Genomic DNA, 25,980 nt, shown 5'->3' on the forward strand with positions numbered 1-25,980 from the left:
ATAATAGATTCAATCTTAGTTTTTATATTGGTTAATGATTAATATAAAACCATTTATATTAATAATATTATTATTTTTCAGTACGTATTTCATATGTTATAGGTGAAGCTTTCTCTAGCATAGCAGTTACTCCGCAGTATTTTTCTTGGGATAAAGATACGGCTTTTTTTAACTTGTCCATAGGAAGGTCTTTCCCCTTAAAAGTAAATACCAAATGAATTGATTTATAAATTTTTGGATGTTCCTCAGTTTGATCTGCTTCAGCTGTAATTATTACATCGTCTAATTCTACTCTCATTTTCTTTAATATGGACATAATATCAATTCCTGTACAACCAATTAATCCTGCTAATAGAAGTGCTTTTGGCCGTGGGCCTAAATCATTTCCACCTATTTCCGGAGATGCATCCGTAATAAGGGTATGACCATTTAGTTGCATTTCAAATGCCATATTTTCTTTTAAATTAGCTGTTAATTTTGTTTTACTCATTAAATTAGCTCCCTTCAATAATCTATATATCCCTTTTACCCAATAATTATAAAAATATTTATTATAATTTAAAATTATGTAAATAATAAAATATTTAATTTAGTCAATACCTAAAATATGATATAGTATATACAAATACATATGCTGGAAATTAGGCACTTTATGCTGAAAAAAGGGCGGTGAGAATTTGAATACTTTATTTTCTAAATTGCAGTTTGAAAAAATATTAGATCATGTTGGCGAAGGAGTACAAGTGATTGATATTAGCGGGGAAATAGTATTTTGCAATACCTTTGCAGCTCAGCTAGATAATGTGTGTCGTGAAGAGGCAATAGGAAAGTATATTTTAGATATTTATCCTTCTTTAACGGAAGAAACAAGTACAATATTACAAGTTATTAAAACAAAAGAGCCTATTTTGAATATGCAACAGACCTTTCTTAACTATAAGGGCCATAAAATTACTACAGTTAATTCATCTATACCTATACTAGATGGCGAAGAAATATTAGGAGTGCTTGAGGTTTCAAGAGATATTACTGAGGTTAAGGCATTATCAGAAAAGCTGGTGGACTTACAGGAAAGGTTATATTCTAATACTGGTACTAGTAAAAAAACTAGGGAAAAGGGTATGGCTAAATATACTACGAAGGATTTAATAGGAAATAGCGAAGTAATGCTAAAGTTAAAGCATAGGATTTTAAAGGCAGGGGAAACTCAGTCCCCCGTAATAGTTTTTGGAGAAACTGGAACGGGTAAGGAGCTTGTAGTGCAGTCTATACATAATGCTAGCCAAAAAAAGGATAAGCCATTTGTCGCGCAAAACTGTGCTGCTCTTCCGGCTAGTTTATTAGAAAGTATTTTATTTGGTACAGTCAAAGGAAGCTTTACTGGTGCAGAGGATAGGGCAGGTTTATTTGAACTTGCTAATGGGGGGACTTTGTTTTTAGATGAAGTTAATTCTATGCCTGTAGAGCTTCAAGCAAAGCTTTTGCGGGTTCTACAGGAGGGATATATTCGAAGAGTAGGGGATATTCGCACTAGAGATGTAGATGTTAGGGTAATTGCAGCTATGAATATAGATCCTATGGAAGCTGTTGAAAAAGGTAATTTGAGAAAAGACCTATTTTATCGTTTAAATGTTGTTTCTATCAGAGTACCGCATTTAGCCGAAAGAAAAGAAGATATACAACACCTAGTTAAATTTTTTATCCAAAGATTTAATTACAGATTACATAAGCAGGTATTAGGGATTACGGATGAGATTATGGATATTTTTATGAACTACGATTGGCCAGGGAATGTTAGAGAGTTAGAGCATATTATAGAAGGTGCAATGAATGTTATGGATGGAAGATTTATAGAAAAGGATGATCTGTCCTACCATTTGTCAATAAATCAATATGACTATCAAATCAAGAATCTAAAAGAAGATTTAGATTTGAAGGAAAGACTAGAGAAGGTGGAAAAGCAATATATACAAGACGCTTTAACTAACTCTAATGGTAATATTACAAGTGCTGCAAAGAAGCTTGGAATACCTAGACAAACACTTCAATATAAAAAATTGAAATATAATCTATAATGAAAATTATACTGAAGATGTAATGGTACAAAAATACTAACTACTTTAAAATACCGCCTGATTTTGGGCGGTTATTATTATGTAAACTATTATGGAGATTAATTACTAATTATTTATTGTATTGTAATTCATTGAATTTACAGGATTACAGAAAAAAATACTCGGTAATTTAGTATATATTTGAAATTTACAGAATTGGCATAAAAATTGCATTTTTATAATAAGGTGGTAGTAAAATCTTAATGAATATAGGGGGATTGATGATTATGAAAAAGGGATGTCCTTACGGCACCCATAGGGTAATTGAACCTAAAGGAGTTTTGCCGCAGCCAGCAATTAAGATTTCTAATGATATGGAAATTTACGATAACGAAATATTAATTGATGTACAAACATTAAATATAGACTCTGCAAGCTTTACTCAAATAAAAGAAGAAGCTGGAGGAGACTTAGAAAAGATAAAGGAAATTATGTTAAATATAGTAGAAACAAAGGGAAAACATCAAAATCCTGTTACTGGTTCTGGCGGGATGCTAATAGGATCAGTGGAAAAAATCGGACCGGCACTTGAAGGAAAAACTAATTTAAAAGTAGGGGATAAGATAGCAACCTTAGTATCTCTATCACTTACGCCACTTAGAATTGATAACATAAATGAAATTCGTAAAGACATAGATCAGGTAGATATTGATGGGAAAGCCATCTTATTTGAAAGTGGCATTTATGCAGTTATTCCAGAGGATCTTCCAGAAAATCTAGTTCTTTCTGTATTAGATGTGGCCGGTGCTCCTGCTCAAACAGCAAAGCTAGTAAAACCAGGTAACAATGTTGTAATTATCGGTGGTACTGGAAAGTCTGGTATGCTCTGCTTATACGAAGCAAAAAAACGTGCTGGAGTTACTGGAAAGGTAGTTTGTGTAGATTATAGCGCAAAATCAATTGAAAGAGCGAAAAATGCTAACTTAGCCGATTTCTATGTTGAAGCGGATGCAACAGATGCAGTTGGATTAATGGAAAAAATAAAGGAAGTAACCAATGGAGAAATGGCTGATATCGTTATTAATTGCGTTAATATTCCTAATACAGAAATGGGAAGTATTTTATCTGCAAAAAATGATGGTATAGTTTATTTCTTTAGCATGGCAACTAGCTTTACAAAGGCTGCATTAGGTGCAGAAGGAGTAGGACAGGATACTACTATGATAATGGGTAATGGATATACAAAAGGACATGGGGAAATAGCTCTTCAAATTATGAGGGAAAGTGAAGTTTTAAGTAAAATTTATCAGGAGTTATATGCTTAGAATGTTAAGTTTTCAGCAAACACTATTTATAAGGGGAGAGTGTATTATGTCTAATTATAAGAATATAAAGATGTGGGAAGATGTACCAGAAGACCAATGGAATGATTGGCAATGGCAGGTTAGAAATAGAATCACAACTGTAGAAGATCTAAAGAAAGTAATAAATCTTACGCAAGAAGAAGAAAAGGGTATAAATGAATGTCTTAAAACGCTTAGAATGGGCATTACACCATACTATGCTTCTTTAATGGATAAGGAGGATCCTAACTGTCCTATTAGAAAGCAAGCAGTACCTATTATGACAGAACTTCATAAAAGTGATGCAGATATGGATGACCCACTTCATGAAGATGCAGACTCTCCAGTTCCAGGTCTTACTCACAGATATCCAGATAGAGTCTTATTACTTATTACAGATATGTGCTCTATGTACTGTAGACACTGTACTAGAAGAAGATTTGCAGGACAAAATGATACAGCTATGCCAATACATAGAATAGATGCTGCTATCGAATATATTGCAAAAACACCTCAAGTAAGAGATGTACTTTTATCTGGTGGAGATTGCCTATTAGTTTCTGATGAAAAGCTTGAATATATTATTAGTAAACTAAGACAAATAGAGCATGTTGAGATTATCCGTTTAGGTAGTAGGACTCCTGTAGTTATGCCACAAAGAATTACACCAAACCTTGTAAATATGCTTAAAAAATATCATCCAATTTGGTTAAATACCCACTTCAATCATCCTAAGGAGCTAACTGAAGAAGCTAAAAAAGCATTAGCTTTACTTGCAGATTCGGGTATACCACTTGGAAATCAATCTGTGCTTTTAAGAGGGGTTAACGATTGTGTTCATGTAATGAAGGATTTGGTACACGGATTAGTTAAAGAAAGAGTTAGACCTTACTATATTTATCAATGTGACCTATCTATGGGCATTGAGCACTTTAGAACTTCAGTAGCTAAGGGAATCGAAATTATAGAAGGGCTAAGAGGACATACATCTGGCTATGCAGTACCTACATTTGTAGTAGACGCACCTGGTGGCGGTGGAAAGATACCAGTAATGCCGAATTATGTTATATCTCAATCTCACAATAAGGTTGTACTTCGTAACTACGAAGGAGTTATTACAACATATACAGAGCCAGATAAATATAATGATAAATGTAGCTGCCCTGTATGTTCAGGAGAAAAAGAAGTTAAGCTACATGGAGTGGCAGGACTTGTACAAGGTAATGGAATATCCTTAGAGCCTGCACAGCTTGAAAGACATAATCGTAGTAATCACTAGAAAAAACGGAGGACTTAGGTCCTCCTCAATTTAAGTACTTGAAATTTTTAACAAATGTTAAAAATTGAGTGCGCCATAGAGTGGTGCGGTAGCAACAACGAAATTTTAAGATTGGGTGAGTTTGTATGAAATTATTCGATTTAATATATCCCCACTATAAAACAGTATCTTTAATAGGAATGGCAAAAAATGCAGGTAAAACTATGGTTCTCAATCATATAATAGAGGAAGCTATTGAAAATAATGTTAAAATAGGACTTACCTCTACTGGGAGAGATGGAGAAAGAGAAGACATAGTTACTAAGACTGAAAAACCAACTATTTATGTTGAAAGAGGAACAATAATAGCTACTGCAAAAGATCTTTTATTAAAATGTGAAGCTAAGGTAGAAATTTTAGAAGTTACACCCTACACCACTTCTTTAGGAGAAGTTATAATAGGAAAAGTACGTTCCTGTGGACTAATCCAGTTGGCAGGGCCAGACGTAAATGCATATATGAAGGATGTAGCTAATAAAATGTTAAGCTATGGTGCGGCTATTGTTCTAATAGATGGTGCTATAGACAGAAAAAGTGTAGCTTCTCCTTGGATAGCAGATGCGGCTATTTTATCCACTGGAGCAGTAATTAGTCGAAATGTTGAAGTGGTTAAAAATGAAACCATTCATCAAGTAGAGCTTTTTCAATTGGAAGAAGTTAAGTGTGAGAACCTTAAAAAGGTAGCGGCTGAAATATATGAAAGAAAAGGTTACGCTATAGTAGATAAAAACGGAAGTGTAGAGGAATTATCAATAAAAACCGCATTAAATAGTGGTACTATTATTGGAAGTGCAATAAATGGAGATAGTAAATTTGTTATATTAAGTGGATCTTTAGTAGAGAGAGTAATTACACATATTATGGATGTATGTCCCTATTATAAGAATGTAACCTTTATAGTACAAGATTCCACTAAGATTTTTATAGATAGGAGAAGCTGGAGGGCTTTCAAAGGTAGAGGAATTAAAGTTAAAGTTTTACATCCGATTAAAATTTTAGCAGTTACTACAAATCCCTATGCCCCAGAAGGGTATTTTTTCGAGCCTCAAGGCTTTCTGCAACATATGAGGCAAGCACTGTCTCCTATATCTGTTATTGATGTGAAGCTGGAGGAATAAAAATGTCTAATGATTGGATTAACCCACAAATAAAGAAAGAAATTGGACTGGTGGAGGTACTAGATAAACTAGTTGTAATATCCCAATATGGTATGTCTAAAAAGCTAGGTTTAAAGCCATTTCTACAGGAAAAAATACAATGTCTAATACAGGAGTTGGATGATGTATCTATTGTAAAAAGCTTCATGGAAAATAGTCCTCAGATTTGTAATAACATCATTAGGCTATTAAAGGAAATAAAAGATATAAGAGGATCTTTAGAAAGAGCTTTAAGGAATGAGATATTAAATGAGGTAGAGTTTTTTGAAATTAAAAACCAACTAATGCTAATGGCAGAGCTTAGAAGACTTTTGTTAAGAGAAGAAGAATTAAGTATAGAAAAAATTAAGCTCATAAATATAGATGACATAATAAAGCTTCTAGATCCTGAAGAAACAGGTATGAGAACCTTTTATATTTATGACAAATATTCCACACTATTAACGGAACTTAGGGATAATATAGCCCGTATAGAAAAGCAAATGTGGATAGAAAAAAAGAAAAGTAAGAGAAGTAAGAGAAGTCTACAAAGCTGCTTAGATGAATCTTCGAATAATGCACAGAATGAAAGCTTAGAAGTACTGATGATGGAGCTAGAAAATCTTAAAATAAAAGAAGAAGAAGAGGAGCTACGAATTAGGGAGTGGCTATCTTTAGATATAAAAAACAACAACAAGGTTATTTTGCAAAATATAAATGCCATAGGTGAGCTAGATTTTATGTTAGCAAAGGCAAGGCTAGCGATTGAAACTAGGTCGGTAAAGCCTAATATAGTTAATAAAGGACAAGTAACTTTTGTAGATGGAAGGCATATTCCATTAGAAAACTATTTGAAGGAAAAAGGGACTGCCTATACCCCAATTTATATTGAACTAGATGAAGGTGTTACGGTAATTACTGGTGCTAATATGGGAGGTAAGACCGTTTCACTAAAGTTGGTTGGGCTTATAGTAGCTATGGCTCAACTAGGTTTTTATGTACCAGCTAAGAAAGCTACTGTTGGATTATTTGATTTTATTTATTTTTCCTCAGGAGATCAGCAATCTATTCAGTCTGGGCTTTCTACATTTGGCGGAGAAATACACGGGTTAAGTAAAGTATTAAATAGAAATGGTGAAAAAGGATTGGTATTAATAGATGAATTAGCAAGAGGAACAAATCCAATAGAGGGTTATGGTATTTCCAAGGGTATAATAACCTATTTAAAAAAGTCCACCTTTGTTTCCCTAATAACTACCCACTTTGACGGACTTAGCAACATAGAAGGGATTAAGCATCTTCAAGTAGTTGGACTAAAAAATATAGATATAAACAGTCTTAAAGCACATATTCAAAAGCAGGATTGTAGAAATCAAATATTAGAAAAATATATGGACTATAGACTTGAAGAAATAAAAGAAGGAACTAAAGTACCTAAGGATGCTATTTTGGTAGCTGGGCTTATGGGACTTAATGAAGAGATTTTAGATATTGCTAAAAGGGCAGTGGAAGAAGTCGATAGATAGGGGGAGTACAGTTGAGTAAATTGAATTTAGATAAAGGTCTAATAGAAAAGGCAAGAAGAGCAGCTTATAATATTACAAATGATGTACAAAGTTTTATAGATACTCACACTACTATTACAGTAGAAAGAACTATTGCAAGATTACTTGGTGTAGATGGTGTAGATGAAATGGAAACACCTCTACCTAACGTTGTAGTTAATCATATACTAAAAGGTGGAGGACTTTCTGAGGGCATAGCATATTGGATAGGAAATGCTATGGTCTATACTGGAAAAACTCCACAAGAAATAGCTGAATCTGTAAGCAAAGGAGAGTTAGATTTAATTAAAACACCTGCACAATCAGATGAGGCTATAGCTGCTGCAATAAATAATATCGCCCTAAAAACAGTCGATAGAATAAAGGATAATCGAAAAAAGAGAGAAGATTATATAAACAATTTAGGCGAAGGACCAAAACCTTACCTGTATGTTATAGTTGCAACTGGAAATATTTACGAAGATGTGGTGCAAGCACAGGCTGCCGTAAGACAAGGAGCAGATGTTGTTGCAGTTATTAGGAGTACAGCACAAAGTTTACTAGATTACGTTCCATATGGTGCTACTACAGAAGGCTTTGGTGGTACATTTGCAACACAAGAGAACTTTAAAATAATGAGAAAAGCACTAGACGAAGTAGGGGAAGAGGTAGGTCGTTATATTAGGCTCTGTAACTATTGCTCTGGGCTTTGTATGCCTGAAATAGCAGCAATGGGAGCTATGGAAAGACTAGATATGATGCTAAATGATGCTCTATATGGTATTTTATTTAGAGATATTAATATGCAAAGAACATTGGTAGATCAATATTTCTCTAGAGCAATAAACGGATTTGCAGGAATAATTATTAATACCGGTGAGGATAACTATTTAACTACAGCAGATGCAGTAGAAGAAGCCCATACAGTACTTGCATCCCAGTTTATTAACGAACAGTTTGCTATTAAAGCTGGTATACCAGAGGAGCAAATGGGACTTGGACACGCATTCGAAATGAATCCAGATGTTACAAATGGTTTCCTTTGGGAGCTAGCACAGGCACAAATGGCGAGAGAAATATTCCCTAAAGCACCACTTAAATATATGCCGCCTACTAAGTTTATGACTGGAGATATTTTTAAAGGACATGTACAAAATGCATTATTTAACCTTGTGTCTATTTGGACTAATCAAGGTATTCAGCTATTAGGAATGCTTACAGAAGCCATACATACACCACATATGCATGATAGAGCTTTATCTATTGAAAATGCTAAATATATATTTAATAACTGTAGAGATTTAGGGGAAGAAATTGAATTTAAAAAAGATGGACAGATCCAAAAAAGAGCTCAAGAGGTTCTGGAGGACGCTACTGCATTACTAGAGCAAATAGAAAGAGACGGACTATTCTCTACTATAGAAGAAGGTAAGTTTGGTGGAGTAAAAAGATCAAGAACAGGCGGCAAGGGCTTAAATGGAGTAGTTAGAAAGACAGAAAGCTATTTCAATCCTTTCATAGATTTATTTTTAGGAGGGGATAAATAATGTTAGTTGAAAAAGTAGATTTAACAAAGGTAAAACCTTATGGAGATACTTTAAATGATGGAATGGTACAGCTTAGCTTTACACTTCCTGTACCTTTTGGAGAGGAAGGTAAGGAGGCTGCAAAACAACTTGTAGTAAAAATGGGATTAGATGAACCAAGTGTAGTAAGTTATCAGGACTTAGGAGGAGGGTTTACCTATTTTATAATGTACGGCAAATGTCAGCATACTGTAGATTTTACTTCTATAGAGGTACCAAAAGTTGATGTAGATATTATGTCTAAAGAAGAAGTAGAAGAGTATATAGAACGAAACATTGGCAGAGATGTTGTCATTATTGGAGCATGTACAGGGACTGATGCCCATACAGTAGGAATAGATGCTATTATGAATATGAAGGGCTATAACGGACACTATGGACTAGAAAGATATAAGGGAGTTGAGGCTCATAACTTAGGTAGTCAGGTTCCAAATGAAGAGCTTATAGCAAAAGCTATTGAGCTAAAAGCTGATGCCATATTGGTTTCCCAAGTAGTTACACAAAAGGATGTTCATATTTCTAATATGACAAACCTAGTAGAACTATTAGAGGCAGAAGGTCTTAGGGATAAAATAATAGTAGTTGGTGGTGGGCCAAGAATTTCCCACGAATTAGCTAAGGAATTAGGCTATGATGCAGGCTTTGGAACAGGAAGCTATGCAGAGGATGTGGCATCATTTGTTGTGAATCAGATAGTGGAGAGAAAGTTGATATAGGCATATATGAGCGGGTTTTCATGCTCACCCGGTTGTCAAAAGGTGCTACTGTAAAGGTGGCACCTTTTATTTATTAATTCTTTATTTTGTATTTATTGTATTAATTTTCTAGATAGTATTAGAATAAAGAAGGAAAAATGGTTAAATATGCCGAATTTCTAATTAATGATTAAAAATAGATTAGCATAAAGGGGGTACGGTAATGATACTAAATATTGGTATTTGTGATGATGACTCTGTTCATGTAGACTTGATTAAAAGCTATATTCACTGTATTGATATGCCCTATAAAGTTAACTATATTTTAGCCTATAGTGGGGAAGAGTTATTAGAAAAAATAAAAGGATATGTAATTGATGTTGTTTTTTTAGATATAGAAATGAAGGATTTAGATGGAATTCAAACTGGTAGAAAGATTAGGGAAAAGGATAAGGATGCAGTTATTGTTTATTTAACCGGATATAGGAAGTATGCCTTAGAAGCTTTTGAAATTGAGTCCTTTAATTATTTAATTAAGCCTATTATTAAAGAAAAATTTATAAGAGTAATGGAGAAAATATTACTTCGACTTGAAGAAAGGCAAGCTTTGCAGGAAAAGAAAAAGACATTTCCTATTCAAACGAAGGACAAGTTGATACAACTACAATATGATGACATATATTACTTTGAAAAACATTTTAGAAAAATAAAGATTTACACATTAAATGAAACTATAGAATTCTATGGATCTATGAAGGATTTATTAGAAAAAATAGATTTCAAATATTTTGTTAGATGTCATCAAAGTTATATAGTTAATAAGAGAAAAATTAGAGAAATAAGAGAAAATACAATTGTCTTAAAGGAAAAAGATGAATGGAATATTCCAATTAGTAGAACATACAAGAAAGAAACTATAGATTCATTTTGCGAAATATTATTTAGGTATTAATAGATATTGCGTATGTAAAAAAAGATTGTTAGGGGTGTTTTATAACATATTGGGGGGATTACATATGACAAGTTTAGCTATAATGAATGTTTTTACTAATACACTGGATATTTATGCTTTGTACTATTTTCTTAAAAAATTGTTAGGAAAGCCAGAAAAGAATGATTTAATGATAACTGCATTATTAGGCATAGCAGTTATTTGTAACACTTTGCTTAATGCTACATTAGGATTAGTAAATATAACAGGTTTAATTATAATGGTATTTTCATCAACAATAGTATTTAATTTTATATTTGGTAAAAATAATTTGTTAAAGATTTTTATTCTATTCATTATTGGATTAACACTAATGTTTATAGTGGAACTGATCGTAGTAAATGGTATAAGCATACTTTTTAGAATTTCACCTAAGACATTACTGCACATTAATTACTATAAATTAATAGCAGTAATATTGACTAAAGCTACATTTGTTGTAGCAGTAAACTTAGGAAAAAATTTTTTTAGAGAAATGTTTAATTGGGTTAAACAGTTAAGTATTTATCCAATTTTAATATTAATAATTGTTAACTTACTTGCTGTTTTTATGGCATTCATTTTTTATAGCTATGCAGATACAAATAATAAAGGAGAAATTGCCTATATTATAGGAATGGGTATAGCTGCTATTGTAGTTAGTTGTATTATTATCTGGATTATTAAAAAGATGATAGAGCAGCAAAAAAGGGAATTTTTATGGCAAATGAGAGAAAAAGAATATGAAAATCAGCACATATATATAGAGCATATTCAGGATGTTATTCAAACCTTAAGAGCTCAAAGACATGACTTTAACAATTACGTTAGTACTATTTATGGACTAATTCATCTGGGAAAGCTAGAGGAGGCCAAAAAATATATTTTAAACCTGTCTAAGGATGTAGTAGATTTGAATGAAATAGTTAATGTGTATCATCCCGTAGTGGGAGCTGTACTAAATATGAAGAAAGAAAAGGCAGCAAGAAGTAAAATTGATTTTAATGTTGATGTAGATATACCTACTAAACTACCATTTGATTTCGTAGATTTATCCACTATATTAGGAAATTTACTTGATAACGCAATTGAGGCCTGTGAAAAAATCCCCCATCTTTCGCCTAAGGTTGATATAAAAATTTATATGAAAGATATACATATGATTATTAAGATAGAAAATAGCAAAAGTGATAAAGTTATTTACGGCAATGATAAATTAAGAAGATTTGTAACAACAAAAGTCGATAAAGAAAATCATGGTTTAGGTCTTATGAATGTAAGAAAAGCAGTTAATAAATATAATGGAGTTATAAAAATACAAGATAAAGGTACAGAATTTTTAGTAGATATAGCTTTACCTGTTAAAGAAAATGCTGTTTTTTAATTCCATCTTTAATTTTTTATGCTAATTATTACATTTAAACTACCAGTTATGCAATGTATATTGCATAAAATTTGGACAGGTGGTATTTTAATTATAGGACAGAATATTTTGAAATTATATAAAGTAATTTCATGAAGGGTGGGTGAAGATAATTAATTTTGTAGCTGAAAGTTTAGTTAATAGATTAATAAATAGTGAAGTTATTAACAATGATGATAGGGATATTTATCAATATGGACTAGAGGTGTTCCTTTCATTATTAACTAAAATAGTATTACTTGCTACTATTGCTTATATTTTTAATATAATGATAGAGATGACTATCTTCGCATCTACATTTTTTATATTGCGAATTAATGCGGGCGGATATCATGCAAAAACATTTTTAGGATGTTTTATTGCAACTGCAATATTTATCTTTCTCACAGTAGGAATCCTTAAAATTATATCAATTCCATTTTACTTAACATTAATTTTATTATCTATATCTAATACATTAATATTTTTATATGCTCCAGTAGATACTGAAAATAAAAGATTAACACCAAAGGAATATTCAATATATAGAAGAAGAAGTTTGAAATTTGCTGCTTTATTTACTTTAGGAGTTATAATAATCTACTTAGCAAGAGTCACAACGCTTTACTACTGCAATATTGGGGTTTTTGCATTTTTATCAGAATCTATTACATTAACCCCATTGATCAATAAAAAAATATAATAAAACTAAAGAAGGGGGATTTTACCATGAAAAAGAAAAACATTTTATTAAGTTTGTTAGCAGTAGTTGCAGCTGAATCAGCTAGTTTAGGTGCAGACATCAACTGTATGGGATTTTTATATCAGCCTAAATGTCCAAACAGACTAAGAAAAAACTAATAATACCAGGGTAGAGAGATTAAGCTTTAAAACATGTAAGCATCCGTGGGAAAGGATGACTTAGAAGAAACAAACAGAGACAATGTTAATTGCTAATTAGTAATTAACATTGTCATTTTTATTAATATTACTATAATAAGTTGAGGGAATAATAATTCAAAAATATTGTTGTATACAATTAATTAGTCACTAAAATGAAGCTATAGATGAAGCTGTGTTAGCCCCTAAAGCATTTGAAATAAAACATTTTGTTAAATCAGTTTTAATAAATAATAAAAGGACTTTAATAGACATCTTCAAGGAAAAATAATATTATTCAAGTTGGATTCTAATATAGTAGGGGGATAATCTATGATAAATTATAAAAGGGGTCTATATCTATCTATATGTGGTCTAGCTATAGGGATGCTAATATCTATCCAATATACAACCGTTAAAGCGCTGACTGATAAATCTTTGTTAACTTCTCAAAAAGCTCAACAATTATTAAAAGAGTTAGAGGATTTAAAGGAAGAAAAAAAGGAACTACATGATATAGTAATCAAGTTAGATAACGAGATTAGCAAATACGAAGAAATAGAATTAGCTGATAGTGCTATGATGAAGATGCTTCAAGAAGATTTAAGTAAATTTCGTATTATATCGGGGCAGAAGAGTGTAGAAGGTTTGGGAGTATCAATTACAATTTTTGAACCTGATAAAGAAGATAGATATACTATAAAAGAACATGGCGAAGAGATAATAGCTATGCTCTTGTTTTTAATAAATACATTAAATATCTCAGGTGCAGAAGCTATATCTATTAATGGTCAAAGATATACAGCTTTAACTGAAATTAACTATAGGGAAGGTGGCTTATTTGTCAATTCATCCCTAATAATATCACCCATAGAGATTTTAGCAGTTGGAGATTCTGATATCTTGAAAAATGCGCTAACTTTACCATTTGGATTTATGTGGGAAATTGAAAAGGAAGGATATTTTAAAGCTGATATAAAAAAGCAGAACAAGCTTGTAGTTCCTAGATATAATAAATCTATTAATTATAAATATGCGAAACCTATTTTGTGATAAATTAGTACATTTAAACAATTATTATACAACAATTTGGTTAGATATTCAAATTTTTACCAATATATTAGTTGTCTTTGTATAAGTCTCTTGTGTTTTGGAAACAATTCCTAAAAAACTAAAGGAGGGAATTGTAACATGGAAAGAGATGTAACTATTAAGCAAATTATTCTTGTAACTGATGGACAGTCCAATGTAGGGGGAGACCCTATAGAGGCAGCTGAAAGAGCATACCGAAATGGAATTATTGTTAATACTATAGGAATTGTGGATCAAAAAGGTTCTGATGAAGATGCATTAAATGAAATTGTACATATAGCGAAGGCAGGAGGAGGTAGTTATGAATATAGCTACATTGATGAACTGTTTCAAACAATGCAAAGCTTAACATATAAAACTGTAAACCAAACTCTTCAAGAGGTTGTGAGTAAGCAATTAAAAGAAATGATAGGTCAAGATATTAATAGTATGGAACCTGCATCTAGAAGTAAAATATTAAATTATATTGATAGTTTTTCTGATGATGTAGGTGTACAGTGTTGCATTCTTTTGGATAGTAGCGGCAGTATGGCAAATAAAATCCATGTGGCAAGACATAGCATTTTAGATTTAATACATTCCTTTAAAGGTAGGAGAGGCAAAATAGATGTAGCAGTTATAGCTTTTCCGGGAGAGGATACTCATATCTGTAAGGTGCTACATAATTTTGATGATGCTCCTGATAGGCTAGAAAGAAGTCTTTATGATGTAGAGCCAAAGGGAGGAACCCCTACAGCTTTAGCGATTGAAGAAGGTATAAAATTAATAAATAAATCTAATATAGTTAGATTTAAAGATAGTGAAGTAATCGAAGTAAATGAGTATATTATTTAAATATAAGTTAATTATTTAGGTAGGGTAAAAAACCCTGCCTATTTTTGTTGTTTAAATCCAGGGGGTGTTATAATGGAATTACCTATATTATTTCCTAATAATATTATAAAAGGTAAATGGAATAACAATTCATATAGAGTAATTAAAAAGCTAGGTGAAGGTGGCATAGGCGCAGTTTATCAAGTTATAGACATGACTAGCAATAAAAAGTATGCACTAAAGCTTAGTGAAGATAATCTTTCTCTCAATAGGGAGTACGGGCTTTTAAAGGAGCTAGAAGGAATAGATATTGTTGTAAAAGGTTATGAAATAGATGATATAGACATTGGTAATAAAACCTACTATTTTATAGTTGTAGAATATATTCCTGGTGTTACGTTACATAGCTATAGCAAAAATAAAAAAACAACTATAGTCGATGCATTAGGCACAGTAATAATTTTACTAAAATTTATGGGAGAACTTCACGAAAAAGGGTATATCTTAGGAGATACAAAGTTAGATAATATTATGGTTAATAATGATGGAAATGTTATTAGGCTTATTGATCTAGGAGGGGTAGTAAAGATAGGCTCTACAATTAAAGAGTTTACACCCGCTTATGATAGAGCTAGTTGGAAATGTGGGGATCGTATTTCTGAGGATTCCTACGACTTATTTAGTGCCACAATGATTCTAATTCAGCTAATATTAGGAATAGACCTTAATCCACGAATTCAATCTATAATTAAAATAAAAGAAAAATTAAATTATAAAGCCATAGATAATGATTTAAAAGGGAATATTATAGGAGTATTAGATGGAAAAAAATATAATATCAAAGCTTTTGCAAATACTTTACTAACACTATATAATAAAGAGAGGAAAAAGGAACATATTATAAAAAAGAAGAATATAAATTATAGAATAAATTTATTTTTTGTAGGGAGCATATCTTTATTAATTTCTACTCTATGGTTAATTTTTGTTAAATAAAAAATTAAATAGTACTTATTATATAAAACAAGCAGGAATATTATTACTAATACCGAAATAATTTAGGTAAAAGGACGAAAGATGAAGGATGAATATAATATGCTAGATAAAATGAGAAAAATAATTGAAGATAACAATCTTATAGAACAAGGCGATAGAATTATTGTAGCTATATCTGGGGGACCAGACTCTGTGTGTTTGCTACATGCACTTTATCAGATAAGAGAGGAGTATAATTTAGAGTTATACGGTGCACATTTAAACCATAACTTTAGAGGTATAGAAGCACAAATAGATGCTCAATATGTATCTAATCTTTGTGACGATTTAAATATCTTATGTTTTATTAAAAGTATGGATGTGCCCCAATATGCAAAGGAAAATGGATTATCTCCAGAAGAAGCAGGAAGGATACTTAGATATGACTTTTTCGAAGAGGTTGCAGAGAGAGTTGGTGCAACTAAAATTGCTGTAGCTCACAATGAAAACGATCAGGCAGAAACAGTGCTTATGAGACTTTTAAGAGGCACAGGTCTTCAAGGGCTAACGGCAATACATATTAATCGGGGGAAAATTATTAGACCACTATTGAATATTGATAGGAATAGTATAGAAGAATATTGCGAAATACATAAACTTTCCCCAAGGATTGATAAAACTAATTTAGAGTCTATATATAAAAGAAATAAAATTAGACTAGAGTTAATTCCATATCTAGAGGAAAACTATAATCCAAACATTAAGGATAACCTAGTTAAAACTGCAGAAATATTAAAGGATGATTTTGACTTTATAGAGGAAAAGGCAAGGGAAGTTTATAAAGAACTAGTAAATTTACAAAGGGACGACAGCTTAATACTACCACTACAAAGTATAAAAGAGTTGCATCCAGCCCTTCAATCTAGAGTCATTCGACTATCAGCAGAACAATTATTAGGTAGGCAGGAGGTTTTAGAATATAAACATGTACAAAATGTATTAGAGTTAATTGAAAGAGGAGCTACTGGTAAAAAAATAGTTCTACCATTAGGATTAGTTGCTAAAATAAGCTATGAAAATCTTTGTTTTAGTACTGGAGAAGAGGACAACAAGTTATTTCATTATGAATTGCCATTAGAAGACACCTTTTATATGGAAGAGTTGAAAGGAAGCTTCACGGTTAGGGTTGTAGACCGTGGAGAAGTTAAGGAAATTTCTAGAGATAAATATCATAAATGTTTTGACTACGACCAAGTTAAAAGTATATTAAATGTTAGAAATCGTCGAGAAGGAGATCGTTTTTATCCTTTAGGCTTAACTGGCAGTAAAAAACTAAAGGATTTTTTTATTGATTATAAAATCGACCGAAATGAAAGAGATAGAATACCTTTAGTATGTGACGGGGATGAAATTATGTGGATAGTAGGACTTAGAATTAGTGAAAAATATAAAATAACAGATAAGACTACCCGTATACTAGAAATAATATTTCGTAATGATTAAAGAGCATGTGCTAATTAATGGTAGCATTTCGGTTGTTTTTAAATATATACTATGGTAAAATATTAAAATGTAGTAATTTGAGCATCAGAGACGAGAGGAGGACTTTGCTTGAGGAAATTTTTTCGAGGGGCCAGTTTTTATATTTTGCTGTTCATTATTTTGCTAATTATAGTTCAACAATTTGGAAGCCAGCCCCCGCAAACAGTAGATATTGAATTCTCTAGCCTATATAAAGCGCTTTTAGAGGAAAATGTAAAAGAGATGTATTTGGTTGATCGCTCTATTGAAGGAGTTATGATACAAAACAATGAAAAGGTTAAATTTAAATCTTTTGTGCCAGAGGTATTTAATGAAAGGGAATTTGGTCAGGTAATAGATGAACAAATGAGAGCAAAGAAGCTAAAATTTGAAGCATCACCACCTCCAACCACCCCTTGGTTTATTAACTTACTACCTTCAGCTCTTATGATCTTAATATTTGTGGTGTTTTGGTTTGTATTTATGCAACAATCACAGGGTGGCGGCAACCGTGTAATGTCTTTTGGTAAAAGCCGTGCAAAACTTCACAAAGATGATGAGAAGAAAAAGGTAACTTTTAAAGATGTTGCAGGATTAGATGAAGAAAAAGAAGAACTACAAGAAGTTGTAGATTTTTTAAGAAACCCTAAAAAATATATGGACCTAGGTGCTAGAATACCAAAGGGTATTTTAATGGTAGGTCCTCCGGGGACAGGTAAAACCTATTTAACAAAGGCTGTTGCTGGTGAGGCAGGAGTACCCTTCTTTAGTATTAGTGGTTCTGACTTTGTGGAAATGTTCGTAGGTGTTGGTGCATCTCGTGTACGTGATCTTTTCGAACAAGCAAAGAAAAGTGCACCATGTATAATATTTATTGACGAGATTGATGCAGTTGGTAGAAGAAGAGGTGCGGGACTTGGTGGAGGTCATGACGAAAGAGAACAAACCTTAAACCAATTGCTTGTTGAGATGGATGGTTTTGGTGTAAATGAAGGTATCATTATTGTAGCTGCAACTAATAGACCTGATATTTTAGACCCTGCACTATTAAGACCTGGTAGATTCGACCGTCAAGTAATGGTAGGAGCACCCGATGTTAAAGGTAGAGAAGAAATATTAAAGGTTCATTCAAAAGGCAAGCCTTTAGCAGAAGATGTAGATTTAAAGGTACTTGCAAGAAGAACCCCTGGTTTTACCCCGGCTGATATTGAAAATCTTATGAATGAAGCCGCACTTCTTACTGCAAGAAAAAATGGTAAAACTATAGAAATGGCTACTGTGGAAGAAGCTATTACTAAAGTAATTGCTGGTGTAGAGAAGAAGAGTCGTGTAATAAGTGAAAAGGAAAGAAAATTAACTGCTTATCACGAAGCAGGTCATGCTGTAGTTGCTAGGTTACTTCCTAATTATGACCCTGTGCACCACGTAACTATTATTCCGAGAGGTAGAGCTGGTGGGTTCACTATGACTTTACCTACAGAAGACAAATATTATGCTACTAAAACAGAAATGGAAGACGATATTGTTGATCTTTTAGGAGGACGTATGGCAGAAAAACTTGTACTACATGATATAAGTACAGGGGCACAAAATGACCTTCAAAGAGTAACTTCGATTGCAAAAGCTATGGTAACTAAATATGGTATGAGTGAGAAACTAGGATCTATGGCATTTAGTGATGATGAAGAAGTATTTATTGGTAGAGACTACCACTCCACAAGAAATTACTCAGAGGCAGTGGCAGCTGAAATCGATAATGAAATTAGACGAATTGTTGATGAAGCATATGAAAGAACAGAAAAATTATTAACTGCAAATATCGATAAGCTTCATACTGTAGCTCAAGCACTTCTAAAAATTGAAACATTAGATGCAGATCAATTTGAAATGATTTTTAGCGGTGAAGTAATAATTGAAGAAAAAGACACATTAGAAGATGTTGAGGCAAAAATTGATGAAGCTAAGAAGAATAGAAAAAACAATGAAGTAGCTTTAGAAAAAGATAATGGAGATAATAACGATAAAAATAATGATGATACAACAAAATAAAAATAGAAGGGCTGTCTCGAAATAGGTAGTATTATCTAGGGCTGAGACGCCCTTTTATTTTGCAAAGGAAAGATAAGCTCTGAAAAAATCTGTCTTTGTGTATTATATAATATGAAAAATATGAAAATTTTGAAAAGATAAAAGAATTTTTTAGAATATATAGAAAATATATAGAATAAGAATATATCAAATAAGTATTAGTTTATTTTGAAACTGGATATTCATATAAAAATGTCGTATAGCTGGACTTTTATTGGGAAACTCCTATTTCTCTATCATAAAAGCCAAAAAGCCATAGAAATATTTCTGTGGCTTTTTTTATTTAGGTTTAATCTTAAAAAATTTGACTTATTTAGAAGAGTACTTTTATTACCATCGAATTATAGTCGAAGAAGTAAATGTTAACTTGAATCTAAATATAAGGAGTAGAGGGGGAATAACCGTAGATTGAAATTATATTACAGGTGATTGTTAAAAAAACAACAAAATAAAGGGGGAGAAAAGTGGCAGATTTAATAAGGTTTGATTTGGTTACATGGATAACGAGTCCTTATATTCTAATGTTTGTAGCAGTATTTACAGGGGTTTTGCTAGGGAATATTAAAATCGGAAAATTTAATTTTGGAGCATCGGGATGTTTGTTCACTGGATTATTTATAGGGTGGGCGGTATATGGATATGGGATTAATATTCAAGAAGGACAAAGTGGAGTTGAAGCAGCTCGGAGCATGCTTTCAGTGGGAGTTGTCCCATCTACATTCTTTAACTTATTTCTGGTTTTCTTTGTGGTAGCTGTTGGCTTACTTGCTGCTAAAGACCTAGGGGCTGTTATAAAAAAATATGGGTCTAAATTTGTAGTATTAGGCTTTGTAATTACTCTTTCGGGGGCAATAGCAACTTATGGTATGGTTTTACTTAGTCCGATTGATAACCCTTATGAGGTATCAGGTATTTATACAGGAGCATTAACCAGTTCGCCTGGCCTTGCAGCTGCTATTGAGACAGCAAGAGAGCACGCAACTGTAAGGGTAAATGGATTTGCAGATGCTGATACACAAGAAAGAGAAAAATTTATGAAAGTATTAGATCCTTCAGGAGAAGTATATCAGGCATCCTTGGATTCTTTAACAAATGATCAAGAAAGTCAATTTATTAAAAATGCAGAGTCTGGAATTGGACTAGGGTATGCGGTAGGATATCCTTTTGGTGTAATTATAGTTATTATAGCTATAAATTTTATACCAAAAATTTTCAAAATGAATTTAGATGAAGAAAAGGAACGATTCCATCAAGAAATGCAGGAAGCACGTTCTATGGTTAAAGGGGGTAGAGAAGTTGTAGAAACTAAATTTGATATCATTGCATTTGCATTTGCCTGTTTCTTTGGGTATAGTATAGGCATTATAGAAATATATTTAGGTTCTGTGATAGGCTACTTTAGCCTAGGAGCTACAGGAGGAGCATTAATAGGATCTCTTATACTGGGCTATATAGGGAAAATTGGTCCGATGAGTTTTAGAATGGATACAAAGGTATTAGGGATTGTTAGAGAGTTATCTTTATGCTTTTTCTTAGCTGTTGTAGGATTACGATATGGATATCAGGTTTTTGATGCTATATTAGGTACAGGAGCATCCTTAGCGATAATATCATTATTTGTAGGGACAGTAGCAATTCTTGTAGGTTTCTTAATAGGAAGATATGTATTTAAATTAAACTGGATAATGCTAGCGGGATCTATATGTGGTGGAATGACTTCTACGCCAGGCTTAGGGGTTGCTATTGATGCTTTAGATAGTGACGATCCGGCGGCTGGCTATGGTGCAGTATACCCATTTGCACTATTAGGAATGGTATTATTTACAATAATATTACACAAGTTACCTATGTAATATAAATAAAATTGTCATTTCAACTTATATATTTTGATAGAATATATAATGTATAGAAATCTAGATAGGAGTGATGATTACATGGAACCTTTTGAAATATTTATAAGTGGTTATGCAAAATTACCTATGGGCACAACAGCAGAGGAATTATATAAAGTTATAGCTGTAGGAATTTTGGTAGATAAAAATACTGGAGATATTCTTGATGCAGATTGTACTCTGGTGACGGAAGTAGCAAAAAAGCTTGTAAATAAATTGTTGGTGGGGAAAAATATTTTAAATTTTGAGGAAATAGAGAAAGCAATTAATGAAAGATACTTTGGAACTGTCAGGAAAGCCTTAATATCCTCTACAAAGAAGTGTCACGATAAGTTTAAAATAATTTTGGAAGAAGATACTATACAAACTTAATAAATAGAGAAAATTTAATTTAAATAATAATTTAACTCTATTATCTATGAAAGCAAAATCCCTTTTGCTTTATTAGTAGATATCTAATAGTTAGATACGCTGATTTACTATAAGTCGGTGTATCTATTTTTTGTGGAATCAATAGTGTTGATTTTTATTTAAGAAATCATTAACTAGGAGGTTTTAATATGAAAGAAAGAATTAGAAGAGATGATCTTAAAGGAAAAATTATGTCGGCAGAATCCGCAGCTATGCTAATAAAAAATGGAATGACAGTAGCTACCAGTGGATTTACTCCTTCTGGCTATCCAAAGGCTGTTCCTCTAGCGTTGGAAAAAAGGGCTAATGAAGGAGAAGATATAGGTATAACAGTATTATGCGGTGCTTCTGTAGGGGACGAGTTAGATGGAGCATTGACTAGGTGTGGAGTAATGAAGAGAAGATATCCTTATCAAACTAATGATAATTTAAGAAATGCTATAAATGCTTCACAGGTCAATTATCAAGATATGCATTTAAGCCATGTTACCCAGTTTATTGATTATGGTTTTTTCGGGAAAATAGATGTGGCTTTAGTCGAAGCACTAGCAATAACCGAAGAAGGTGGAATTATACCTACTACATCCATTGGGCTGATGCCCCAAGCAATAAAGAATTCTGATATTGTAATTGTTGAAATCAATACTAGTCAACCAATTGAATTGGAGGGTATACATGACATTTATATGACTGAAAAGCCTCCTTACAGAAAAGCGATTCCTATAGAGCAAGCTGGAGATCGAGTAGGTACTAGTTATATTCCATGTCCTCCAGAAAAAATAGCAGCTATTGTTTTTACTGATATACCAGATAAGGTAAGACCACTAGGACCTATAGATGAACCTTCGAAATTGATTTCAGGACATATTATTGATTTTTTAAAATATGAAGTAAAGAATGGTAGATTACCAAAAAATTTATTGCCATTACAATCAGGGGTAGGATCTGTAGCTAATGCGGTACTAGGGGGCTTAGTTGACTCTGACTTTAAAGATTTAACCTGCTATACTGAGGTGATACAAGATTCCATGCTTGATTTAATTGATGCTGGCAAGGTTACTATAGCTTCCGGCACTGCATTGACACCATCGGTAGAAGGACTTAAAAGATTGCATGATAATATTGAACATTATGCTAAGCATTGCATATTACGACCTATGGAGATTAGTAACAATCCGGAAATTATAAGGCGATTAGGTATAATAGCAATGAATACAGCTATAGAAGTAGATATATACGGGCATGTAAATTCAACCAATATTATGGGCTCAAGAATGATGAATGGTATTGGAGGATCAGGAGATTTTACTAGAAATGCATACCTTTCGATATTTACTACTGTTTCTACTGCGAAAAATGGAAATATTTCTTCCATTGTACCAAAGGCATCTCATATAGACCATACAGAACATGATGTTTCAGTGGTGGTTACAGAACAAGGTTTAGCGGATCTAAGAGGAACATCACCTCGAGAAAGGGCAAGGAAGATTATACAGAATTGTGCTCATCCGGACTACAAGGATATGCTTATAGATTATTTAGAGAGAGCAGAAAAGACTAAATTTAAGTATCAACCTCATCTATTAGAGGAAGCACTTTCTTGGCATGTCAGATTTCTAAAGACTGGAAGCATGAAATTCCATACTGATGGAGTTAGAAGTATAGGAGAAGTTGCTTATTCAAATGAGTAAAACAGGGTATGAATTTAAAAAAACTCATAAAAATATTGAAATATATAAAAGTAGGTTGAGTGTTTTATAACTTAAGGAATCTTTGAATGACCACGTTTTATGGAAAGTATATATTAATAATAGATATAATTTGTTGCGAGTTATAGAATAGTTACAAAATTTGTGTAATTTTTATAAAATAAGTTGCAACTGTGAGGAAAAAGCTGTAGAATAACATGTAGTAGTGCAATATATATTTCAGTGTGTGCAAGTGATGAATTAAAACTTGCAAATAACAAAATATATAAAAATTTTTTAATTTACAAAGGCGTTGTTCTACTGCAATCATAGTGATTAAGGTATAATAAGTGATATAATAGCTCTACTTGAAAATTGAAAGAATATATTTTTGGACTTCAATTTGAAAAATGAGGGAGGAAAAGAAATGTTTGAGAAGGAAAGTATTGAGCAATTGAAGCAAAAACAAAATGATTGGAACAAAAATAAGGTTGGTAAAGCTTTATCTAAGTTTCCAGAAAGAAAAGAGCAGTTTGTAACAGGATCTAACCAAGAAGTAGAAAGACTTTATACAGCGGCAGACATTGAAGGATTTAATTACGAAGATGATCTAGGATTCCCAGGACAGTATCCATTTACTAGAGGTGTTCAACCTACTATGTATCGCGGACGTTTTTGGACTATGAGGCAGTATGCTGGATTTGCTACAGCAGAAGAGTCCAACCAACGTTATAAATATTTATTAGAACAGGGGCAAACTGGACTATCAGTTGCTTTTGACCTTCCAACACAAATTGGATACGACTCAAACCACCCATTAGCAGAAGGTGAAGTAGGTAAGGTTGGAGTTGCTATCGACTCATTAAAAGATATGGAAATTTTATTTGATGGTATTCCATTAGATAAAGTGAGTACATCTATGACTATTAATGCTCCTGCTTCTGTACTACTTGCAATGTATATTGTGGTGGCAGAAAAGCAAGGAGTATCCTCAGATAAGCTTAGAGGAACCATTCAAAATGACATATTAAAAGAATATATTGCAAGAGGTACATATATTTTCCCACCAGAGCCTTCAATGAGATTAATAACTGATATTTTTGAGTACTGCTCAAAGGAAGTACCACAATGGAATACAATAAGTATTTCTGGTTATCACATCCGTGAGGCAGGTTCTACGGCAGTACAAGAGGTTGCATTTACATTAGCAGACGGTATCGCTTATGTTGAGGCAGCTATTAAGGCAGGTCTTGATGTAGATACATTTGCCCCAAGATTATCATTTTTCTTTAATGCTCACAACGATCTTTTAGAAGAAGTTGCAAAGTTTAGAGCTGCAAGAAGATTATGGGCAAAAATTATGAAAGATTACTTTAGAGCAAAAGATCCAAAGTCTATGCAACTTAAGTTCCATACACAAACAGGGGGTTGTACATTAACTGCGCAACAACCTGATAATAATATTGTACGTGTAGCTATACAAACATTGGCGGCAGTACTTGGAGGTACTCAATCTTTACACACTAACTCTAAGGATGAGGCCCTTGCGCTTCCGACAGAGGAGTCTGTAAGAATAGCTCTAAGAACACAACAAATAGTTGCTCATGAAAGTGGTGTAGCTGAGACCATAGATCCACTTGCTGGTTCTTATTATGTAGAGAGCTTAACAAATAAAATTGAAAATGAAGCTATGGACTATATTAATAAAATTAAAGAATTAGGTGGAGCACCTAAGGCTATAGAAAAAGGATTTATACAAAAAGAAATTATGGATAGTTCTTATGAATATCAAAAACAGATTGAAAGTGGAGATCGAGTTGTAGTTGGTATGAATAAGTTCCAAATTAAAGAGGATTCTCCAAAGGGACTTTTAAGAGTAGACCCAGCTGTAGGCGAGCTTCAAAAGCAAAAGATTAGAAGTCTTGAAGAGGAAAGAAATAATAATGAAGTACAAGAAAAGCTAGAAGCTTTAAGAAAAGCAGCAGAAGGAGATTCAAACTTAATGCCGTTTATTTTAAATGCAGTAAGGGTATATGCAACTCTAGGAGAAATTTGTGGTGTGCTTAGGGAAGTATTTGGCGAATATCAACAAAGTGTTATTCTATAATATAGTATAAAGGAGGCTCATATTCATGGAAAGACCTATTAGAGTATTGGTGGCAAAACCAGGATTAGATGGACATGATCGCGGTGCAAAGGTTATTGCGAGAGCTTTAAGGGATGCGGGTATGGAAGTAATTTATACAGGCTTAAGACAAACACCTGAGCAAATAGTGGCAGCAGCTGTACAAGAAGACGTTGAAGTAGTGGCATTAAGTATTTTATCCGGCGCTCATAATCATTTATTACCAAAGGTAGTAGAACTTTTAAAGGCGGAAAGTGCTTATGATGAAACATTAGTTATTGGTGGTGGAGTAATTCCAGATGAAGATATTCCTTTTTTAAAGGAAAAAGGAGTTGCAGAAGTTTTCACTCCAGGAACACCTACACAGGTTACTATAGATTTTATTAAGAATAATTTAAAGAGATAACAATATATATAGTATGGCATTAAAGACAAATTAGGTGGTGTC

The 25,980-nt window shown here is 32.7% G+C and carries 22 protein-coding genes; 21 read left to right on the top strand and 1 reads right to left on the bottom strand.

Features of this window, described 5'->3' with window-relative positions; genetic code table 11:
* Positions 1-70: 70 nt before the first annotated feature.
* Complete coding sequence (locus KQI88_RS07455; protein ID WP_216415825.1) at positions 71-490, bottom strand: OsmC family protein; 420 nt, start codon at positions 488-490, stop codon at positions 71-73.
* Positions 491-677: 187 nt separating this feature from the next.
* Between KQI88_RS07455 and KQI88_RS07460 the strand changes: the two genes are divergently transcribed.
* From KQI88_RS07460 to KQI88_RS07560, 21 genes are all read left to right on the top strand, one after another.
* The gene (locus KQI88_RS07460; RefSeq protein WP_216415827.1) at positions 678-2,075 is read left to right on the top strand and encodes a sigma-54 interaction domain-containing protein; all 1,398 of its coding nucleotides are present in this window, start codon (positions 678-680) and stop codon (positions 2,073-2,075) included.
* 266 nt (positions 2,076-2,341) lie between these two features.
* Positions 2,342-3,379, top strand: a complete 1,038-nt coding sequence (kdd, locus tag KQI88_RS07465) for an L-erythro-3,5-diaminohexanoate dehydrogenase (RefSeq protein WP_216415829.1) — start codon at positions 2,342-2,344, stop codon at positions 3,377-3,379.
* A gap of 46 nt (positions 3,380-3,425) precedes the next feature.
* Positions 3,426-4,676: a lysine 2,3-aminomutase gene (gene kamA / locus KQI88_RS07470; RefSeq protein ID WP_216415831.1), complete on the top strand. Its 1,251-nt coding sequence runs from the start codon at positions 3,426-3,428 to the stop codon at positions 4,674-4,676.
* 125 nt (positions 4,677-4,801) lie between these two features.
* Positions 4,802-5,833 carry a lysine 5,6-aminomutase reactivase subunit KamB gene (kamB, locus tag KQI88_RS07475; RefSeq protein WP_216415833.1) on the top strand — a complete coding sequence of 344 codons (1,032 nt, stop codon included), beginning with the start codon at positions 4,802-4,804 and terminating at the stop codon, positions 5,831-5,833.
* Between the two features lie 2 nt (positions 5,834-5,835).
* Positions 5,836-7,377 (top strand): lysine 5,6-aminomutase reactivase ATPase KamC, encoded by a 1,542-nt coding sequence (kamC, locus tag KQI88_RS07480; RefSeq protein ID WP_216415835.1) that lies wholly within the window; start codon positions 5,836-5,838, stop codon positions 7,375-7,377.
* A gap of 11 nt (positions 7,378-7,388) precedes the next feature.
* Positions 7,389-8,942 carry a lysine 5,6-aminomutase subunit alpha gene (gene kamD / locus KQI88_RS07485; protein WP_216415837.1) on the top strand — a complete coding sequence of 518 codons (1,554 nt, stop codon included), beginning with the start codon at positions 7,389-7,391 and terminating at the stop codon, positions 8,940-8,942.
* Positions 8,942-9,697 (top strand): lysine 5,6-aminomutase subunit beta, encoded by a 756-nt coding sequence (gene kamE, locus KQI88_RS07490; protein ID WP_216415840.1) that lies wholly within the window; start codon positions 8,942-8,944, stop codon positions 9,695-9,697. Before kamD ends, kamE begins: the two co-directional genes overlap by 1 nt.
* Before the next feature lie 202 nt (positions 9,698-9,899).
* Positions 9,900-10,628, top strand: a complete 729-nt coding sequence (locus KQI88_RS07495) for a LytR/AlgR family response regulator transcription factor (protein WP_216415842.1) — start codon at positions 9,900-9,902, stop codon at positions 10,626-10,628.
* Between the two features lie 64 nt (positions 10,629-10,692).
* Entirely contained in the window at positions 10,693-12,030 is a 1,338-nt protein-coding gene (locus KQI88_RS07500; RefSeq protein ID WP_216415844.1) for a sensor histidine kinase, read from the top strand.
* A 142-nt stretch (positions 12,031-12,172) separates the two neighbouring features.
* A complete protein-coding gene (locus KQI88_RS07505; RefSeq protein WP_216415846.1) occupies positions 12,173-12,751 on the top strand; it encodes an accessory gene regulator ArgB-like protein in 579 nt (192 codons plus the stop codon).
* Between the two features lie 26 nt (positions 12,752-12,777).
* The gene (locus KQI88_RS07510; RefSeq protein WP_216415848.1) at positions 12,778-12,909 is read left to right on the top strand and encodes a cyclic lactone autoinducer peptide; all 132 of its coding nucleotides are present in this window, start codon (positions 12,778-12,780) and stop codon (positions 12,907-12,909) included.
* A gap of 351 nt (positions 12,910-13,260) precedes the next feature.
* Entirely contained in the window at positions 13,261-13,980 is a 720-nt protein-coding gene (locus tag KQI88_RS07515) for a DUF881 domain-containing protein (protein ID WP_216415850.1), read from the top strand.
* A gap of 138 nt (positions 13,981-14,118) precedes the next feature.
* Positions 14,119-14,853, top strand: a complete 735-nt coding sequence (locus KQI88_RS07520) for a vWA domain-containing protein (protein WP_216415852.1) — start codon at positions 14,119-14,121, stop codon at positions 14,851-14,853.
* 72 nt (positions 14,854-14,925) lie between these two features.
* Positions 14,926-15,828 (top strand): protein kinase domain-containing protein, encoded by a 903-nt coding sequence (locus KQI88_RS07525; RefSeq protein ID WP_216415854.1) that lies wholly within the window; start codon positions 14,926-14,928, stop codon positions 15,826-15,828.
* 99 nt (positions 15,829-15,927) lie between these two features.
* A complete protein-coding gene (tilS, locus tag KQI88_RS07530) occupies positions 15,928-17,310 on the top strand; it encodes a tRNA lysidine(34) synthetase TilS (RefSeq protein WP_216415856.1) in 1,383 nt (460 codons plus the stop codon).
* Positions 17,311-17,418: 108 nt separating this feature from the next.
* Positions 17,419-19,377: an ATP-dependent zinc metalloprotease FtsH gene (ftsH, locus tag KQI88_RS07535; RefSeq protein ID WP_216415858.1), complete on the top strand. Its 1,959-nt coding sequence runs from the start codon at positions 17,419-17,421 to the stop codon at positions 19,375-19,377.
* Positions 19,378-19,880: 503 nt separating this feature from the next.
* Complete coding sequence (locus KQI88_RS07540; protein WP_216415860.1) at positions 19,881-21,269, top strand: aspartate-alanine antiporter-like transporter; 1,389 nt, start codon at positions 19,881-19,883, stop codon at positions 21,267-21,269.
* Between the two features lie 81 nt (positions 21,270-21,350).
* Positions 21,351-21,680, top strand: a complete 330-nt coding sequence (locus tag KQI88_RS07545) for a DUF3870 domain-containing protein (protein ID WP_216415862.1) — start codon at positions 21,351-21,353, stop codon at positions 21,678-21,680.
* Between the two features lie 188 nt (positions 21,681-21,868).
* Complete coding sequence (locus tag KQI88_RS07550) at positions 21,869-23,410, top strand: acetyl-CoA hydrolase/transferase family protein (protein WP_216415863.1); 1,542 nt, start codon at positions 21,869-21,871, stop codon at positions 23,408-23,410.
* Between the two features lie 424 nt (positions 23,411-23,834).
* On the top strand, positions 23,835-25,514 hold the full coding sequence (locus KQI88_RS07555) for an acyl-CoA mutase large subunit family protein (protein ID WP_216415865.1): 1,680 nt from the start codon (positions 23,835-23,837) through the stop codon (positions 25,512-25,514).
* A gap of 25 nt (positions 25,515-25,539) precedes the next feature.
* The gene (locus KQI88_RS07560; RefSeq protein WP_216415867.1) at positions 25,540-25,938 is read left to right on the top strand and encodes a cobalamin B12-binding domain-containing protein; all 399 of its coding nucleotides are present in this window, start codon (positions 25,540-25,542) and stop codon (positions 25,936-25,938) included.
* Positions 25,939-25,980 lie beyond the last annotated feature (42 nt).

It is taken from the genome of Alkaliphilus flagellatus (assembly GCF_018919215.1).
In the GTDB taxonomy this organism is placed as follows: Bacteria; Bacillota; Clostridia; order Peptostreptococcales; family Natronincolaceae; genus Alkaliphilus_B; species Alkaliphilus_B flagellatus.